Annotated in this window: 19 protein-coding genes; 9 read left to right on the top strand and 10 right to left on the bottom strand. The window is 44.9% G+C overall.

Annotation, left to right across the window (positions count from 1 at the left end; translation table 11 throughout):
• Window positions 1-123: 123 nt before the first annotated feature.
• Window positions 124-870 (top strand): flagellin, encoded by a 747-nt coding sequence (locus tag SULKU_RS01250; protein ID WP_013459108.1) that lies wholly within the window; start codon window positions 124-126, stop codon window positions 868-870.
• A gap of 48 nt (window positions 871-918) precedes the next feature.
• On the opposite strand, the gene argS is transcribed toward SULKU_RS01250, so the two are convergent.
• From argS to SULKU_RS01230, 4 genes are all read right to left on the bottom strand, one after another.
• Complete coding sequence (gene argS, locus SULKU_RS01245) at window positions 919-2,499, bottom strand: arginine--tRNA ligase (RefSeq protein WP_013459107.1); 1,581 nt, start codon at window positions 2,497-2,499, stop codon at window positions 919-921.
• Window positions 2,500-2,502: 3 nt separating this feature from the next.
• Entirely contained in the window at window positions 2,503-2,739 is a 237-nt protein-coding gene (locus SULKU_RS01240; protein ID WP_013459106.1) for a twin-arginine translocase TatA/TatE family subunit, read from the bottom strand.
• 72 nt (window positions 2,740-2,811) lie between these two features.
• Window positions 2,812-3,432 carry a guanylate kinase gene (gmk, locus tag SULKU_RS01235; protein ID WP_013459105.1) on the bottom strand — a complete coding sequence of 207 codons (621 nt, stop codon included), beginning with the start codon at window positions 3,430-3,432 and terminating at the stop codon, window positions 2,812-2,814.
• Complete coding sequence (locus SULKU_RS01230) at window positions 3,429-4,913, bottom strand: hypothetical protein (protein WP_013459104.1); 1,485 nt, start codon at window positions 4,911-4,913, stop codon at window positions 3,429-3,431. Before SULKU_RS01230 ends, gmk begins: the two co-directional genes overlap by 4 nt.
• Before the next feature lie 79 nt (window positions 4,914-4,992).
• On the opposite strand from SULKU_RS01230, the gene SULKU_RS01225 reads away from it, so the two are divergent.
• Complete coding sequence (locus SULKU_RS01225; protein ID WP_013459103.1) at window positions 4,993-5,469, top strand: phospholipase D-like domain-containing protein; 477 nt, start codon at window positions 4,993-4,995, stop codon at window positions 5,467-5,469.
• Here SULKU_RS01225 and fliR read toward each other — a convergent pair.
• From fliR to rpsB, 4 genes are all read right to left on the bottom strand, one after another.
• Window positions 5,461-6,225, bottom strand: coding sequence for a flagellar biosynthetic protein FliR (gene fliR / locus SULKU_RS01220; RefSeq protein ID WP_013459102.1), 765 nt, complete (start codon window positions 6,223-6,225; stop codon window positions 5,461-5,463). The genes SULKU_RS01225 and fliR overlap by 9 nt on opposite strands.
• A gap of 4 nt (window positions 6,226-6,229) precedes the next feature.
• A complete protein-coding gene (locus SULKU_RS01215; RefSeq protein ID WP_013459101.1) occupies window positions 6,230-6,871 on the bottom strand; it encodes an ABC transporter ATP-binding protein in 642 nt (213 codons plus the stop codon).
• An 87-nt stretch (window positions 6,872-6,958) separates the two neighbouring features.
• Window positions 6,959-8,026 (bottom strand): translation elongation factor Ts, encoded by a 1,068-nt coding sequence (gene tsf, locus SULKU_RS01210; protein ID WP_013459100.1) that lies wholly within the window; start codon window positions 8,024-8,026, stop codon window positions 6,959-6,961.
• Window positions 8,027-8,028: 2 nt separating this feature from the next.
• Window positions 8,029-8,805: a 30S ribosomal protein S2 gene (rpsB, locus tag SULKU_RS01205; RefSeq protein ID WP_013459099.1), complete on the bottom strand. Its 777-nt coding sequence runs from the start codon at window positions 8,803-8,805 to the stop codon at window positions 8,029-8,031.
• A gap of 303 nt (window positions 8,806-9,108) precedes the next feature.
• Here rpsB and SULKU_RS01200 point away from each other — a divergent pair, with 303 nt between their 5' ends.
• Window positions 9,109-10,638: a DUF3373 family protein gene (locus SULKU_RS01200; protein ID WP_013459098.1), complete on the top strand. Its 1,530-nt coding sequence runs from the start codon at window positions 9,109-9,111 to the stop codon at window positions 10,636-10,638.
• A 26-nt stretch (window positions 10,639-10,664) separates the two neighbouring features.
• Here the strand turns inward: SULKU_RS01200 and bcp are convergent, their stop codons facing one another.
• Both bcp and SULKU_RS01190 read right to left on the bottom strand, forming a co-directional pair.
• Window positions 10,665-11,132, bottom strand: a complete 468-nt coding sequence (gene bcp / locus SULKU_RS01195; protein WP_013459097.1) for a thioredoxin-dependent thiol peroxidase — start codon at window positions 11,130-11,132, stop codon at window positions 10,665-10,667.
• Window positions 11,133-11,150: 18 nt separating this feature from the next.
• Window positions 11,151-12,566: an aldehyde dehydrogenase family protein gene (locus tag SULKU_RS01190; RefSeq protein WP_013459096.1), complete on the bottom strand. Its 1,416-nt coding sequence runs from the start codon at window positions 12,564-12,566 to the stop codon at window positions 11,151-11,153.
• A gap of 134 nt (window positions 12,567-12,700) precedes the next feature.
• Here SULKU_RS01190 and SULKU_RS01185 point away from each other — a divergent pair, with 134 nt between their 5' ends.
• From SULKU_RS01185 to SULKU_RS01160, 6 genes are all read left to right on the top strand, one after another.
• A complete protein-coding gene (locus tag SULKU_RS01185; RefSeq protein ID WP_013459095.1) occupies window positions 12,701-13,150 on the top strand; it encodes a globin domain-containing protein in 450 nt (149 codons plus the stop codon).
• Between the two features lie 109 nt (window positions 13,151-13,259).
• Window positions 13,260-14,180, top strand: a complete 921-nt coding sequence (locus tag SULKU_RS01180; RefSeq protein WP_013459094.1) for a branched-chain amino acid transaminase — start codon at window positions 13,260-13,262, stop codon at window positions 14,178-14,180.
• Window positions 14,181-14,234: 54 nt separating this feature from the next.
• Window positions 14,235-15,272, top strand: a complete 1,038-nt coding sequence (locus SULKU_RS01175) for a prohibitin family protein (protein WP_013459093.1) — start codon at window positions 14,235-14,237, stop codon at window positions 15,270-15,272.
• Between the two features lie 70 nt (window positions 15,273-15,342).
• Window positions 15,343-16,017 carry a bifunctional phosphoribosyl-AMP cyclohydrolase/phosphoribosyl-ATP diphosphatase HisIE gene (gene hisIE / locus SULKU_RS01170; protein WP_013459092.1) on the top strand — a complete coding sequence of 225 codons (675 nt, stop codon included), beginning with the start codon at window positions 15,343-15,345 and terminating at the stop codon, window positions 16,015-16,017.
• A complete protein-coding gene (locus tag SULKU_RS01165; protein ID WP_013459091.1) occupies window positions 16,014-16,529 on the top strand; it encodes a DUF2393 domain-containing protein in 516 nt (171 codons plus the stop codon). The genes hisIE and SULKU_RS01165 overlap by 4 nt, the downstream gene beginning before the upstream one ends.
• Entirely contained in the window at window positions 16,520-17,059 is a 540-nt protein-coding gene (locus tag SULKU_RS01160) for a DUF2393 family protein (protein WP_083801855.1), read from the top strand. Before SULKU_RS01165 ends, SULKU_RS01160 begins: the two co-directional genes overlap by 10 nt.
• Window positions 17,060-17,061: the final 2 nt, after the last annotated feature.

Below are 17,061 nucleotides of genomic sequence, written 5' to 3'. Positions count from 1 at the left end.
TTCTGTTGCGCAATTATAGCATTGCTGTAATACGGCAAAGAAAACTTTAGTCTCAAAATCTTATCAATTTTTAATTCATTCAGTGATATTCTAAATATACTAGAAATTATCAAGGAGGATGATATGAAAGTAAATTCACTATCAAATGCGCTTCCGCAGATGAATACGGAAACTTCAAATCGTGATAAAACGCTTGAGAAAATCGCTACAGCCGTTGAACTCAAATTAGAAGACAGTTCGTCACGGACTATTGCCGATATGATGCAGAATCAAATTTCTTCATTATCGCAGGGGTTAATGAACGCCAATGACGGAATTGCCATGTTGCAGATTGCTGACGGGGCACTGAGCAGCCTTTCGGATCAGACACAAACATTGAACGATTTAAGTGTCCGCAATAACAGCGCTATCCTCAACAGTGCCGATAAGCAAGCGTTAAACAGTCAGTTTCAGCGTACCCTCTCATCGATGCAAAACATTGTTAACACGACAAGCTACAACGGCAATCCTCTTTTTAACAACAATTTTTCTATCTCGATCGGTGAGGGCACCCTTTCGGCATCTATTGCGAATGTTTCTCCGAAAGGGCTGAGTATTGATAACCAAGAAGGGATCAACCAATATGCCCAAACGCTTGCATCAGCCCAAAGCGATGTCGGATCGGCAACCAACAATTTTATCAGCAGTACAAATGTACTGTTGCAGCAAATAACCGATACGGCGGCAGCGAAAAGCCAAATCGCGGATACGGATATGGCAAAACAAGTGAGTGAGTTTCAGCAAAGCAATAATCAGATCAGTGCAGGCTTGCTTGCGATGGCACACCAAACGGACACAATGCGTCAATCGATGGCACGCCTTTTAGGCTAAAGAAAGAGGTAGCGGATATAAAATCCGGTATCGCAAGAAGACTCGGATTTACATCCGGTCTTTTGCTTGGATTCCGAGCAATGAGAGCCCTGTTTTGATAGAGAGAGCAACGACAAGAAGAAGTTTAAGAAGTTTTGCTTCGTCTTCCGTTCCGATAATACGGGTATCGTAATAAAATTTATGCAATCTTCCCGCTAAAACTTTAAGATAGTCAGGAAGCTTTTGCGCTTGGCGCGATTCGAAAGCGTCATCGATGATTTCTGGTAACAACAGCGCTTCAAACAACAATCCGTCGGCATCGCTACTCAGTCCATACAAATGTGATCCCATAATCTCATCCATATTTTTTTCGCTTTTTGAAATCAATGTCTGAATACGGGCATGCGCATATTGGATATAGTAGATCGGGTTGGAACTGTCCTGACGTTTGAGTTCTTCGATATCGAACTCGAGCGCCGTGTCGCACTTTTTAGAGGCGAACATAAAGCGCAGCGCTTCCGCACCGATCTCTTCGACGACATCGCTCATCAAAATAACAGTTCCGGCACGTTTGGACATCTTAAACGGTTCACCGTCTTTAAGAAGACTCACCATCTGCGAAAGGAGTACTTCCAGCTTGGAAGAATCGTAGCCCAAAAAGGTAATTGCCGCTTTCACACGGGCGATATAACCGTGGTGATCCGCTCCCCAGATATTGATATAATCATCATATCCGCGCTCGAACTTTTGGTTATGGTAGATAATATCCCCAGCAAGGTAGGTAGGTCGGCCGTCTTCACGGACAACGACCCGATCGTGGTCATCGCCGAGGTCGGATGAGCGGATAAAGGTTTTGCCTTCATTCACATAAACACCCTCGCCCATTTTTGCCATGACACGGTCCCATTCGCTGTACAGCGATGCTTCTCCGACAAATGTATCAAAGTGGACATTGATCGCGGCCAGATCATCTACGATAAGGGCCAAAATTTTGTCTTTTGCCCACAATGCCAGTTCTTTTTGACGGCTCTCATCACGCAGAGCTTCTTCGCCGAAAAGCTCTACAACTTCTCGTGCCAAATCGCTCAGATACTCGCCCCGGTAATATTTCTCAGGCCATTCGACACTCTCGCCGAGGAGACTGCTTCGCCCTTCAAGCTGAAGGGAGACACCGAGTAAATCGATCTGATTTCCCGCATCGTTAACGTAGTATTCCGCCGTGATATCGTAGCCTAAATGACGCCCGAGACGCAGCATCGTATCGCCGTACACCGCACCGCGGGCATGACCGATGTGAAGCGGTCCCGTCGGGTTGGCACTTACGAATTCCAAAAGGATCGTCCCTTTTTTATCGCTGCTTCCAAATTCATCGCCGTGGCTCAATGCCCATGAAGCATACTCATCCAAAAATGCTTCGGAGAGACGAAAATTAATATAGCCCTGAACCGATTCTACGGCACTAAACATCGACTCATCCGCGAACGACCCTGCAATCTCTTCGGCAATGAGCATAGGAGATTTTCGTAATTCTTTGGCTAGTGAAAAAGCGATAGGGGTAGCGAAGTGACCGAAAGAACGATCTTTCGGTTTTTCGAGGATAACGTCAGCATTGAATTTATCGCGCAACAGCGCATTGACTCGCTGTTTCAAGAATTACGCTTGTGTCGTAGTTTTAGGAGCTTCTGCCGTCGTAGATGCTGATGCATCGACTTGCTTAGGAGCTTCAGTCGGAGTAGTTGTAGCTACCGGTTCTTCTTCTTTCATCTCTTTTTTGAAATTACGGATACCTTGTCCGATCCCTTTTGCAAGGTCGGGAATTTTTTTCGCACCAAATAACAAAATAACAATCCCGAAAATCAATAATAATTCGGTTCCGCTTGGCATACTCATGATTAGAGTTCCTTCTGTAGAAAATTAAGTGGGGAAGTATAACGTATTTCGATAAATACGCCAAAGTTTTTATTACGAGGCTTCCCAGGTTTGAACAAATTCATTAATTTGAAATGTCGGTATCTTCATCCGTGCCGCTTTTGCTATGGAAACCAAAATTTCCGCCGCTTCTTCAAGGTTGTCATTGACGATTAAAAAATCATATTCGCTAATCCGCTGAACTTCCCGTTTTGCCATTTCAATACGTCCGAGGATGACCTCTTCGCTGTCGGTAGAACGGTTATACAACCGTCGTTTTAACTCTTCCAGTGAAGGGGTGGTAATAAAGACCGATGTTGTAATGTCGCTTAGCCGATTTTGTACCGCGTCGTGCCCCTGCACGTCGATATCAAAAATAACGAGTTTTCCTTCTTTAAGCGCTTTTTTAACCGGTCCTAACGATGTTCCGTAATAATTGCCGTGAACGACTGCATATTCCAAAAACATCTCATCTTCTATATCGCGCTTAAACTCTTCTACACCCACGAAATAATAGTGAACACCGTCCACTTCACCTTCTCGGATAGGGCGTGTCGTCGTTGAAATCGAAAAATAGATTGGACCGATCTGATCTTTAATTTTCTGAATCAATGAACTTTTGCCGGCGCCGCTTGGCCCTGATAAAACGAGTATCGCTCCGCTTTGACGATTCATGCACCGTTCCCGAAATTGATGTTAATACTGATATTCATCCCTTTGAGGGATTTGGAGACGTTTTCATTCGATAACGCTTTAAGAAGTGCCTGTAGCGCTTCAACGCCCTCTGCATGTGAGGCAACTGGCTCGGCTTCCTCAATTTCATCAGTAAATTCTGCGTACGGTGATGATTCGTTCAATACTTCATCCAGCGCCTCAGCCGCAAGTGATGATCCCCCTTTTGCAACCAAAACAGGTTCATCCTCTTCTTCTACCTCTTCACCTACCGCTATTTTAAGTTCCCGCTCGTCAAGCATGTCCAACTCATCAAAACTCCCCGTATCCATCAGGTTCTCTTCTTCTGTCGACATCAATTCTTCCATCATCTCATCATTCAAACTAAGGTCAAAATCATCTGTTTCCAATTCTCGTTCCAATTCTTCGCTTTCTAATCCGCCAACGGCATCTTCAATCTTTGATTCTAAATCACCCAGTTCATCATCATCCATAAGCATAGACTCATCCATCTCTTCCAATCCCGAGAGATCAAAAGAAGTTGCGTCATTCATGTCCGACAGCCCATCATCTTCAGGCAATTCTAATTCACCAAGTGCATCGTCTTCACCCATTGACAAAAGTTCATCTTCGTCTGATAATCCGCTGCTTTCTTCTAATGGTTCAGGAAGCTCAAGATCGCCGAACTCATCGTCCTCTGAAAGATCATTTTTCGGCACTTCTTCATCACTAGGTATTTCATTCTCTTCTATATCATCAAAGCCTAAGAGTTCTTCTTCCTCTTTTTCCTCATCAATAATATTTGCATCATCTAAAGAGAAATCATCTTCCAACTCTATCGGTACTCCGATCTCCTCATCAGGGAGACTGATCGGAGCGCTTCCTTCTACCGAAAACTCGTCATCCATAGTCAGATCATCTTCTTCGGTATCCTCTAAAAGTTCTTGAACTTCCTGTACCTCTTCCTGATCCAAAATAGCGGTTTCAGGCAATTTGTCCTCATAATCGTCCAAGTCGCCAAAATCTAAATCGTCTTCCGCTCCGACTAACGCTTCAGTTTCATCGCCCTCTAGTTCTGAAAGGGAATCTTCCAAATTTATCGCATATGTCGAAGTACTTGAAGCATGCTCTTCAACTTCATTATCCGACTGATCACGCCCAACACTCACTTTTTTTTCAATTTGAACAAACATATCCACCAAATCGGTAGGCAAGAACGGCTTATTAATAACATTATCAAACCCGGAAGGGACGGCTTTGCCTCGTGTAGCCATAAATAACGTGTTTTTAGCAACAATTTTTTCATTGATGGAATCCAATATCTCATCACTGTACAATGCATCATCGACAATGAGCAAATCGTATTCATTCCCCTCAATTTCGTCTGTTGACCAGACTACACTCAAATCATCTTTTGTTTTTTGCGCGCTGAGAGCAACCAGCTTTCGAACTACCGGATTATCGTTAAAAAGCAAAATTTTCATTATTTGCTACCCCTCTTTTTATGTTTGTGCTTGTTCATTCATAGGCTAAATGGTATCATTGTAACTAAAAAAAAATTAAATGATAAAACTTCTTGTGCTTCTTTTCATATTTGTATCCGTTTATGCACAAGAAACTATTTTTAAACTGCCCGATAATCACAGCCGTTTTCTGCATCAATTGGATCGCTCGTTTAAAACTGCTTCACAAATTCTTATCATAACCCCCTCTTTGCACCATTCAGATTTAAGTAAAAAACTTCTCTCGGCAATCAAAAAAGGGACTACGGTGACATTAACCGTCCAAGAGACAAAGGGAGACCCTCTTTCTCTGATCCAGTATAAAAATATAGAACTGTATCTCTCTGAAGTGAAGCTGGATCAAACGCTCATCCTAGTAGATGATTCTTTGGTATGTACAAGCGATGGTACTATTAATGAAGAGTTATTTCGTTCGGCTCACTCCGTCATTCGATGCAGCGATAATCCAAACAAAATCCGTTCGATCCGAAATGCTTCCTATCCTTTTATTCAACACGCCAGACCTTATTTAGAATAGCTTTTCGAGAAAATTATAGGCATTTTGGGTTTGTGAGGTAACGATCATCAAGGTTGCCCCCAATGTAGCCATAAGGACTACAAACGAAACGGCGATTTTAATCGGCATACCGATGACCAATAGGTTGAATTGCGGCATCGTTTTCATCAGCATTCCGAAAATTAAATCTGCCAGCATGGATAGCGCCGTAATCGGAAATGCGATCATGAACCCGACGACAAACATGTTTGTCATTGCATGCATAATGTATTTAAACAGTGACGGGGTCATCAGAAATCCTCCCAAAGGAACGGTACTGATCGACTGTGATGCATATAACAATATCCAATGATGCAAATCAAAGATCAGTAATATCATTAATGCCAGCAACGATAAAAACTGACTGATAATCGGCATCGAAACCCCAGATTGCGGATCAATCGCCGAAGCAAGCGAGAATCCCATCATAAACGATATTTGCCCCCCTGCAAATGTGATCACATGATAGGCCAGCTGCAATACGATTCCGACGGCAAGGCCGAAAAGCATTTCACCCAAAATCGCAACGGTGAGACTAAGGGTATCGGTAGGGATATGTAGCGGCGGAACGGCACCGAAAAAAAAGACCGTAAAGAAAAAAGCCATAGCCGCTTTGATCGATATCGGAATATTCATATGTGAAAATATCGGTACTGCCATGAACAAAGCACCGAAGCGGATGAACAGCAAAATAAAAGCGATGGTCCGGCCTTCGCTAAAAATTTCTGCCCATTCCATAACTTTACATCTCTTTCAAACTACCGTTTTGCATACGATAGACATGTGTACAGCGTTCAGCCAGCGCTTCATCGTGGGTCACTAAGATCATTGCGGCCTTATGCTCGCGCAAATAGTCATCGAAAATTTCCATTACCTCAAGCGCCGTCGCATGATCAAGATTCCCTGTCGGCTCATCCGCAAAAATCAGACGCGGTTTTTTGGACATTACACGGGCAATCGATACACGTTGCTGCTGCCCTCCGGAGAGTTCGGTCACTTTTTGGTTGATCACGTGATCGATCCCCAAACGCTTTAGCAGCGTCGGATCAATTTTCTCACCGGAAAGGAGCGTTGCCACTTCCAGATTTTCATACGCGCTGAAGCCCTTAAAAAGGTAGTGGCTTTGATAGATCATCCCCAAATCATTACGGCGAAGCTTCACAAGCGATTTATCGTCAAGCCGGTAAATATCCTCACCGAAAAGCTCGACATTCCCTTTTAGAGGATGCAGCAATGAAGAGAGAATGTGCATCAGTGTCGATTTTCCGCTCCCGCTGACACCGACTATGGCGATCGATTCTCCCTCATTGAGAGTCATGGAAATATCCTCAAACAAAGGATAGTCAAAGGCATGTGATAAAGAGGTAGCTTTTAAAAGTGTCATAGGGGAATTATAAAGGAAATAAGATTAATAAAGAGGAAAAAGAAAGCGTTTCCCCGCAAAGGGGAACTAGAGAAAAAATAAAACTGATTAACTCATTTGTGCAGCGACTTCGGCAGCGAAATCGTTGACTTGTTTTTCGATACCTTCACCCACTTCGTACTTAACGAACTCTACAAGTTCAGCCGTTCCGCCGTGTTTTGCCGCTTCTTTTGTGATCGCTTCAGCTACTGTCAAAGAATCATCCATAACGTAGTTTTGATCCAAAAGCGCAAGCTCTTTATCCAAAGTCGTATTGTCCGCTACGAAACGAGCCAATTTACCAGGGATGATGTTTGCCCAGATTTTTTCCGGTTTGCCTTCTGCCGCGAGTTCAGCTTTTATCGCTTCTTCAGCTGCAGCCATAACTTCCGGAGTCAATTGGCAAGCAGAGATATATTGAGGAACGTTTTTAAGCGGTTTTTTCAAACGTGCCAATTCTTCGTTCTCAGTTTTGATCGCTTCGATACGACCGATAGTTTCCGCTTCAACGAACGCAGGATCGAAATCTTTAGATGTCAATGTCGTAGGTTTCATCGCCGCAGCGTGCATTGCAACGTTTTTAAGCATAGGAGCCATAGCTTCGGCTACTTTTGCATCCGAACACGCAGCCGCTACAAGAACACCGACACGGCCGTTAGAGTGAACGTAACCGTTAACGCATCCGTTTTCACCCGCATTGAGAGTTACAAAACGGCGAGTTACGATTTTTTCACCGATACGTGCTACTTGAGATGTGAAATACTCAGAGAATGTACCTGTTTCATATGAAGTTTCGTTCAACTCTTCTACCGTGCTTACACCCGTTGTAAATACGTGTGCCGCAGTGTTTCCGACCAAAGCGATGAAGCCGTCGTTTTTAGCAACGAAGTCAGTTTCCGAGTTGATCTCTACCAAAGAAGCCGAAGAGAAAGTTTCAGATACTTTAAGACCTAAAAGTCCTTCAGCCGCAACACGATCCGCTTTCTTAGCCGTTTGGGCCATACCGCGGTCACGTAACCAATCTTTCGCTTTTTCCATATCACCATCACACTCAGTGAGGGCTTTTTTACAATCCATCATAGGCGCATCTGTCGCCGTACGAAGGTCTTTTACCATTGCTGCTGTGATTTCTGCCATGATTACGCTTCCTCTGCTACAACTTCTTCAGTAGCCGCTTCAACCGCTGCTGCTTCAGGTGCAACTTCTTCTTCCGCTACCGCTTCGTCGTTTCCGCCGTTACGAAGTGCTTTACCTTCATTGATCGCTTCCGCCATTTCTTTACAGAAAAGTTGGATAGAACGGATCGCATCGTCATTTCCAGGGATTGGAATATCGATAACGTCAGGATCACAGTTAGTATCAAGTGGAGCAACAACTTGGATTCCGAGGTTACGCGCTTCTTGAACCGCGATGTGTTCTTTTACCGCATCGATAACAAACATCATGTCCGGCAAAGTTTTCATATGACGGATACCGCCGAGGTATGCGATCAATTTTTCTTTTTGACGATTCATCATCAACGCTTCTTTTTTAGTCAAAAGGTTGATTTGTCCGTTTGCTTGCATCTCTTCGATGATATCAAGTTTGCGGATTGATTTTTGGATCGTCGGGAAGTTTGTCAACATTCCACCCAACCATCGGTTGTCAACGTACGGCATTCCACATGCTACTGCCGCATCGCGGATCGCAACACGTGCTTGTTTTTTTGTTCCTACGAAAAGAACAGTTTTACCTTCAGCTGCAGCATCAACAACTTGTTGATACGCATTGCGGAAATAACGCAATGTTTTTTGAAGATCGATGATGTAAATGTTTTTACGAACACCGAAAATGTATTTTTTCATTTTCGGATTCCAACGACGTGTTTGGTGACCAAAGTGTACACCGCATTCCAAAAGGTCTTTCATAGTTACCATAAGAGGCTCCCGTGTTAATGTATTTTTTTGTTCATTCGTTTACTTGGGCGAGCGCAAACAGAGCCGATGAAACATCGGATGCACGAGAACAGCACGATTCGCTTGCGATTTTTTTCTTACGTCATAAAATGAGGAGAGAAAATCGGGCGGATTATACTGAAATGGCTCTTAAATTTAGCTGTATTTAATATTGTCTATTTGTCACGTTTTTATCACACGAATCTTAACTTTTTAAAATTGCTTTTATATAACTTTCGTTAATATCAATCTGCCAATGCACTGGCATTGGAATAAGGAGATATGATGAAACAACGGATTTTGGGCTCAGTCATAACCGCCGCGTTACTTACCACAAACGCATTTTCGGATGACTCGCTTATACAGCGGTTCGAAAAAATGGAACGTGAGATGGCGGCACTAAAAGCCGAACTTGAATCGATAAAAGCTGAAAACAGCCGTCTAAGCACTCAACTTTCAACGCCTTCGAATACCAATTCAAAACAAGACGCGACAACGTCTGCCAATATTAATGAGACACTTGAAGATATTCAAGACCAAATCAGCACGATCAATAAAAAAACAAACGGCGACAACCTGAAATTCGGGGTTGATTTCCGCACCAGTGTCGATAACCTTCACTATAAAATGGCGGATGGAAGCACACACAAAAACGATGCCGTATTCAGCAACCGCCTTTGGCTGAATATGGGCTATGCCGCCAACAAAAACATCAGTTTTACCGGGCAGTTAGCCTATAATAAAATTTTCGGCGAACGTGCGCAAACAACTCAAAGTCCGGCGATGGAGGGTTTTGACTGGATTAGCGGCGAATCGGCGTATGATGACACCCTGCGTGTCCGCTCGGCCTATTTCCTCTATACTGACGATGAACTCGCAGGTTTGGAAATTCCGTGGACGTTTAGTATCGGCCGCCGCCCCTCTACCGAAGGACACCTCATCAATTTCCGCGACGATGTCAAAACTTCCTCTCCGCTCGCCCATGCGATCAATGTCGAATTTGACGGAGCCAGTGCCAAATTCGGGACGGAAGAACTTACCGGCCTTGCGGGATCGTATTTCAAACTCTGTGCAGGGCGCGGTATGAGCGAAGCGGAACCGAGATTTAGTTCTGCCCCCTACACCGGTAACGGCTCTTCCAAAACCAATAACATCGATATGGCCGGCATTATCGTCGTTCCCTATGATGACAAACAATTCAGTACCGGCTTTCAATACACCTATGCGAATAATTTGATCGATCAAGAAGCTCCGGGCGGGAATATGGAAACGGTAGGCGGACTTCATACCGCAACGGCGTTTGCTATGGTCAACGGGATCGGGGACGGATGGAGCGAATTTTTGGATGATTCGTTAATTTTCATCAGCGGTGCCGTGTCCAAAACCGATCCGTACAAAGGGAGCGGAAAACAAGGTATGTTAGGCTCATTTGACAGCGAGACAGGTTACAGCTACTGGATCGGAACACAGTTTCCATCCCTCATCAGCGAAGAAGGGCGATGGGGGATCGAATTTAACCACGGTTCCTCGTTCTGGCGTCCTCTTACCTACGGCGAAGACACACTGATCGGTTCTAAAATCGCTGCACGCGGAGATGCGTATGAAGTGTATTTCACCGAACCTTTAGTGGACGACATCCTAACGTTCCAACTACGCTATACCTATATCAATTATGATTACAGCGGAAGCAACGGCTTTTTCGGAAGTGTTACAGGTACCCCTATGAGTATGGATCAGGCTATCGGTGCCGGTTACGGTGACAACGTCGTCGACAAAGCACAAGACATCCGCGCTTATCTGCGATATAAATTTTAATCCTTTATGTTCCCGTATCGCGGGAACTACCCTTGAACCTTTGCCAACTCCTCTTTAACTTTCGCCACATGATCTTTCACTTTAACATTCGTCCATGCCACACGTACGATCCCTTTCGGATCGATAATATAGGTTGAGCGGACAATCCCCATATACTCTTTGCCATAGTTTTTCTTCATCGCCCATACACCGTACTCTTGCATCATCTGGGTTGTCGGATCGCTGAGAAGTGTGATCTGAAGCGATTTTTTCTCGATGAAATTGCGGTGCGACTTGGTACTGTCAGCGCTTACACCGAGAATAATCGCCCCCATATCGTCATAATCGTCCATAGCGTCGCTAAACTCGCACGCTTCGGTCGTACATCCCGGAGTCGAATCTTTCGGGTAAAAATAAAGAACGATCCATTTTCCGCGCAGGTCGCGTGAACATATCTCTACGTCGTCTTGGTTACTCAAACAAAAATCGGGGGCTGTGGTTCCTACTTCTAACATTATTAATTCCTTTATTTTTTATAGTATGACTATGGACTTAATTTCCGTAAACTCTTCTATTGCAAAACGGGGACCTTCGCGTCCTACACCGCTGAGCTTGACACCGCCGTAAGGTTGAATATCAAAACGGAGTGTCGGCATATCGTTGATTACGACACCGCCGGCATCGAGTTCATCGATCGCTTTGGTCGCATGAGAGAGGTTATTGGTAAAAACCGAAAACTGCAATCCATACGGCGAATTGTTCATACGTGTGATTGCATCATCAATTCCATCCACCCGAACCAGACTCACGATCGGCGCAAATACTTCCTCGCAAACGATTTTCATCGACTCCGTAACATCCGCCATGACACACGGATAAAAAATGCGTCCTTCACATCTCGGCGGCGTCAATGCACGTGCCCCCTCTTCGATGGCGCTTTCAACCCAGCTCATAGCTCTTGACGCCGCTTCGTCATTGATCAGCGGTCCTAAAAACGTATCGTCGTTATAGGGTGATCCGACGACGAGTTTGGACGTTGCTTCGGCCATTTTGAGAGCAAATTCATCATATACAGAGCTGTCAACATAAATACGCTGCAATGAAATACACACCTGCCCCGAATTGACAAACGCACCGATCGCACAACGCGCGGCGGCATATTCCAAATCGGCGCTTGTATCGATATAGGTCGCCGCATTGCCGCCGAGTTCGAGAGAGATTTTTTTAATTCCCGCACTGCGGGTTATGATATTTCCGACCCCGACCGATCCGGTAAAACTGATGACACGAGGGATATCGCTCCCGACCAACGCGCTTCCCACCTCCGCATCACCGTAAACGACGCTAAGCGCATCGGGCGTCGCGTAAGGGCTTTCGATAAAAAGCTGTGCCAGCTTGTACGCGCATAGCGGCGCTTCCGGCGTCGGTTTCAACACGACTGCATTCCCCGCGACCAATGCGGGGGCGAGCTTGTGAGCAACAAGATTGAGCGGAAAATTAAACGGGGTAATCGCCACTACGACTCCGGCCGCCTCCCGACGCCAATAGGCGTGTGCGGCCCTTCCGCTCGGCATAGCATCGGTATTGATACTCTCTCCGTGCATGGTGCGCATCGTCTCCGCAGAGAGGGTAATCGTCTCGATACAGCGGTCCACTTCGATACGTGCGTAGGTAATCGGCTTACCCACCTCATCGCACAACACTCTGGCAAATTCCTCGCGCTGCTCTTTGAGCTTTGATGCGACATCCAGCAGCCATGCGCAACGCTGATGAAGAGCCACTTTTTTTGCGATTTTAGAGGCATTTTGAGCAATTATGAGCGCTTGGCGTGCATCATCTGCACTGCACTCGGCCGCACGTGAAACGACACGTCCGTCATACGGGCTGAGACGTTCGTTGTAACTTTGTGTAACCACCTGCCGTGATCCCATCCAAACGTGTGCATCCATAAAATCGTCTCCGCCATTTAATTATGTTTCAATTATACAAATCATCACCTAAAAGGAGGGAGAAACAAAATATTTAAGGAGTTTCTTTTTAAGAACCTTTTAGAATGTGTCTCAAAAATACGCAGAGGACCATTATGCTTGAACTTAAAATTACCGACGGTGTTTTAGGCGTACGCCCTCCCGTCACCAAACCCCATCCGGGATTTTTCTTCCAAGTGGGAGAAGAACGGTTCCGTAAACTCGTCGATGATCACTACGAGAAGATCCGTAACAGCGATATCGCTTTTTTATTTCCCGTCAATGACGAAGAAGATTTCGCCAATGCTAAAAAGCATGCCGCCGATTTTCTGATTCAAATCTGCGGGGGACCGGACTATTTTGCCCAAACGCGCGGAGAGCCTCGTATGGTCGGGCGTCATGCCCCGTTCCGTATTGATGAGCACGGCCGCCGCCGATGGCTGGAGTTTTATGCCGAACTCCTCCCTCCGCTCGAAGCGGAGGGGATTAATCCCGAATATATCCAATCCTTTTGGGACTACCTCGACATATTTTCAATCTGGATGATCAATACCCCTTCGCATTAAACGCTTCCCGCTCTGCGGGCAAAGTGCCCTGCGGGTAAACCTTCTCTTAATAAACCTTAAATCACATCTTCGCTAAAATCATCCAATTTTTCTTTTGGAGATCTTCCCTATGAATGAAGCCAAATATATTTGGATGAACGGTAAACTGCTCCCATGGCATGACGCGAAAATTCACGTCCTTTCCCATACACTGCACTACGGAAACGGTGCGATTGAAGGGACTAAAGCATACAAAACCCCGAAAGGGTATGCGATTTTTCGTCTGAACGACCATACCAAACGTCTGATCGAATCGGCAAAAATGACCTTGATCAATGTCCCGTACACCGTTGAAGAACTCAACCATGCTCAAATCGAGTTGTTAAAAGCCAACGAATTTACCGGCGAAAATGTCTATCTCCGTCCAATCGTTTATCTCGGATACGGTGTTATGGGTGTTTACCACAAAGAAGCACCGGTTGAAGTTGCCGTTTCCGCATGGGAATGGGGCGCCTATCTCGGCGAAGAGGGGATGAAAAAGGGAATCCGTCTTAAAATCTCATCGTTCAGCCGCCCGAATAACAAATCGAATATGGGTAAAGCCAAAGCGGTTGCCAACTATCTCAACAGCCAAATGGCAAAATTTGAAGCGGTTGAAGCGGGATACGACGAAGCACTGCTCCTTGATGATGAAGGATACGTAGCCGAAGCGAGCGGAGCTTCATTTTTCATGATAAAAGACGGAGAGATCATCACTCCGCCAAACGATAATTCGCTTGCGTCAATCACCCAAAAAACGGTTATCGAAATGGCAGAAAAAATGGGTTACACCGTCTCCCGCCGACGCATCAGCCGCGAAGAAATCTACATCGCCGATGAAGCATTCCTTACCGGAACTGCAGCTGAAATCACCCCTGTCCGCGAAGTTGACGCGCGTGTTTTAGGAGCCGGCGGACGCGGGCCGATCACGGAGAAAATCCAAAGCAGCTATTTTGATATCGTCTACGGACGCAATCCGGATTACGACCACTACCTAACGTATATAAATTAAAACACTAAATCTACCGGTATAAATACCGAAGATTTTATAGTAAAAAGGAAAATTATGGCTAGTGACATGAACGACTATTTTAATAAGAAAAAAAATGAGGCAAACCGAGGGGGCGGATTTCAGTCTCCGAAACCGCCAAAAATGGACTTTAACCTAAGCGGGCAAAAAGCCGGAATGTTATGGATCATCGGCGGAATCCTTTTGCTCCTTGTTTTAGCGAAGCCGTTCATCATTATCACCGAGGGGGAACGCGGTATTCTTTCGACGAACGGGAAATACGAAGAACGGGCTTTATTGCCGGGACTTCATTTTCTTATTCCGTTTATCCAAAAAGTCTATCTCGTCGATACCAAAGTGCGTATCATCAACTATGCCGATAAAATCGATCGTGCTTCGACAGCGGGGGATGGCATCGTCCTCAAACCGGCTATTACCGTTTTGGACAAACGGGGGCTTCCCGTCACTATTGAATTAACGGTTCAGTACCGTCTTAATCCGCAAGTGGCTGCACAAACGATCTCAAACTGGGGATTTAGCTGGGAAGACAAAATCATCGATCCGGTAGCCCGTGATATCGTCCGAAATGTCGTCGGTCAATATGAAGCGGAAAATTTGCCGATTATGCGCAATGCCATTGCCCAAAAAATCGAAGTCGGAATCCGCAATACCGTAGAGGGGCAGAAAAATGCTCCTGCCCAGCTTGAGTCGATCCAGCTCCGTGAAATCGGGCTTCCTCAAAAAGTAAAAGATCAGATTGAACGTGTCCAAGTAGCTAAACAAGAGGTCGAACGAGCTCAACAAGATGTAGAACGGGCAAAACAAGAAGCATTCAAAAAAGAGACGGAAGCGCAAGGAACCGCAAATGCGATCACTATCCAAGCCGAAGCTCAAGCCAAAGCCAACCGACTGATCGGTTCTTCCCTTACTCCGGGACTGTTAAAGCTGGAGCAAATCCAAGTGCAAGGCAAATTCAATGAAGCACTGAAAGAAAATAAAGACGCCAAAATTTTCCTGACACCGGGGGGTTCTACCCCAAATATTTGGCTCGATACCAAAACAGGCGATGGACAAAAGATTTCTTCCACGAAATAACACTCTCCTTTCGGAGAGTTTCTTTGGTATCCATTCGTGAACACCAAAGAAACCCTTAAAAGGCAACCCCATGAATCTCGACCTTATCGATTGGCAAAAATCGGAACTTCTTCCCGTAATCGTTCAAGACTCCACGACACTGGAAGTCTTGATGATGGCCTATATGAACCGCGAAGCATTGGAGCTCTCTTTATCGACGCGGATCGCTCACTATTATTCCCGCTCCAAAAAACGGCTTTGGAAAAAAGGGGAGTCCAGCGGACATCTTCAGCATATCGAACAATTCTTGCTCGATTGCGATAACGACACCCTCTTGCTGATTGTCCGCCAAGAAGGGGTGGCCTGCCATACCGGACGCAAATCGTGTTTCTTTACCAATATCGAAAGCGGTGAGGCGATTAGCCGGCCCCTAATCGATACAGCGGCGACTTACGGTATCATTGATGAACTTTATCACACCATCTTGTCACGTAAAAATGCTGACCCCTCTACCTCTTGGACAGCTAAACTGCTCAGCAAAGGGGACAACACCATCCTTAAAAAAGTAGTCGAAGAGGCAGGAGAGTTTAGTTTTGCGATCAAAGACGGCAACGAAGATGAAATTATTTATGAATGTGCCGATTTAGTGTATCACGTCTTAGTAGCACTCGGACATAAAAATATATCTCCCGATCGTATCAAACAAGAGCTTGCCCGACGATTTGGGATGAGTGGGATTGCGGAGAAAAACTCGCGGGAACAATGAAAACAAAAATAATCGATTTTATACACCACCTCATCATCTACGATTACCTCCTTTTCGGAGGAATTTTTATTTTATTTCTTTTATTTTTGGTATTGGCCATCGCCCTTCGCCACAAAATGGCTTTAGCGGTTCTTTTTGTTGTCTTAGCGTTCGGAACGCTAACCGCAGGATCTGTTGCAGGGTATATTCAACTGCATAAATACCTTTTTAAAAATAAAATCATTCTTCATGAAGTGAAAGCGCTTCAATATACGGAAGCCCTTTTGATTAAAGGCGATATCAACAACACATCAAAACGCTCTTTTAAGGAGTGCACCATTACTACAGGCGTCTATAAAGTGACTCACAATAAATATTTGGATCGTGTTTATCCCTACGTTCCTTTTAAAAAATCCTCACAAAAGTTTATCAAGCCTATCCCTCCGGGCGAATCAAAACCGTTTAAACTTTTTGTTGAACCGTTCCGATATACTAAAGACTACAATATCACTATAAAGGCGGAATGTCGATGAGCCCGTTAACTATTTGGCATTATCTTTTAATTGCCGTTTTAATACTTCTATTACTGATTGGATTTCTTGTCTCCCTTCGTACAAACTCCAAATTTTCAGTTTTTACTACAATATCTCTTACTCTTATGCTGATTGGATTTTTTACCTGGAGATCTATTAATGAAAATGTCTATATCGTGGAAGTCTCTCAACTGGATCAGGAGCGCTTTTATCAATCTGAACAGATTGTTCTCAAAGGGATCGTACGCAATGTCGGAAACTATCCGGTAGCCAATGTCATCGCTACCGTCAAACTGATCAACTCTCATGGCGGAGTCGGCGGGAAGCAATCTTTATTTACACAGCCATCCGTTTTTGCCCAAATATATGAGGGAGACAATCCTAATTTTAAACGCCAGACAGTCGAAAAAGAGGAACTTGTCGCTGATTATTTAAATCCTGGAAAGGCAAAGCCCTTTACGATTATTATGAAATACCCGTCATACTTTAAACACGCTACGTTTGATGTCACGGCAAAAGCAGCCTATTAAGC

The organism is Sulfuricurvum kujiense DSM 16994, assembly GCF_000183725.1.
Classification (GTDB): domain Bacteria; phylum Campylobacterota; class Campylobacteria; order Campylobacterales; family Sulfurimonadaceae; genus Sulfuricurvum; species Sulfuricurvum kujiense.
The sequence above is the reverse complement of the archived record's forward strand: the minus strand, read 5'-3'. Positions and strand labels throughout refer to the sequence as shown.

Coding starts and splice junctions, on each gene's coding strand:
- SULKU_RS01230 (WP_013459104.1), bottom strand. CDS start 4,913: ATGAAAATTTTGCTTTTTAACGATAATCCGGTAGTTCGAAAGCTGGTT.
- SULKU_RS01175 (WP_013459093.1), top strand. CDS start 14,235: ATGGCTAGTGACATGAACGACTATTTTAATAAGAAAAAAAATGAGGCA.
- SULKU_RS01215 (WP_013459101.1), bottom strand. CDS start 6,871: ATGACACTTTTAAAAGCTACCTCTTTATCACATGCCTTTGACTATCCT.
- bcp (WP_013459097.1), bottom strand. CDS start 11,132: ATGTTAGAAGTAGGAACCACAGCCCCCGATTTTTGTTTGAGTAACCAA.
- fliR (WP_013459102.1), bottom strand. CDS start 6,225: ATGGAATGGGCAGAAATTTTTAGCGAAGGCCGGACCATCGCTTTTATT.
- SULKU_RS01190 (WP_013459096.1), bottom strand. CDS start 12,566: ATGGATGCACACGTTTGGATGGGATCACGGCAGGTGGTTACACAAAGT.
- SULKU_RS01180 (WP_013459094.1), top strand. CDS start 13,260: ATGAATGAAGCCAAATATATTTGGATGAACGGTAAACTGCTCCCATGG.
- SULKU_RS01165 (WP_013459091.1), top strand. CDS start 16,014: ATGAAAACAAAAATAATCGATTTTATACACCACCTCATCATCTACGAT.
- SULKU_RS01200 (WP_013459098.1), top strand. CDS start 9,109: ATGAAACAACGGATTTTGGGCTCAGTCATAACCGCCGCGTTACTTACC.
- gmk (WP_013459105.1), bottom strand. CDS start 3,432: ATGAATCGTCAAAGCGGAGCGATACTCGTTTTATCAGGGCCAAGCGGC.
- tsf (WP_013459100.1), bottom strand. CDS start 8,026: ATGGCAGAAATCACAGCAGCAATGGTAAAAGACCTTCGTACGGCGACA.
- SULKU_RS01240 (WP_013459106.1), bottom strand. CDS start 2,739: ATGAGTATGCCAAGCGGAACCGAATTATTATTGATTTTCGGGATTGTT.
- SULKU_RS01160 (WP_083801855.1), top strand. CDS start 16,520: ATGTCGATGAGCCCGTTAACTATTTGGCATTATCTTTTAATTGCCGTT.
- SULKU_RS01185 (WP_013459095.1), top strand. CDS start 12,701: ATGCTTGAACTTAAAATTACCGACGGTGTTTTAGGCGTACGCCCTCCC.
- hisIE (WP_013459092.1), top strand. CDS start 15,343: ATGAATCTCGACCTTATCGATTGGCAAAAATCGGAACTTCTTCCCGTA.
- SULKU_RS01250 (WP_013459108.1), top strand. CDS start 124: ATGAAAGTAAATTCACTATCAAATGCGCTTCCGCAGATGAATACGGAA.
- SULKU_RS01225 (WP_013459103.1), top strand. CDS start 4,993: ATGATAAAACTTCTTGTGCTTCTTTTCATATTTGTATCCGTTTATGCA.
- rpsB (WP_013459099.1), bottom strand. CDS start 8,805: ATGGTAACTATGAAAGACCTTTTGGAATGCGGTGTACACTTTGGTCAC.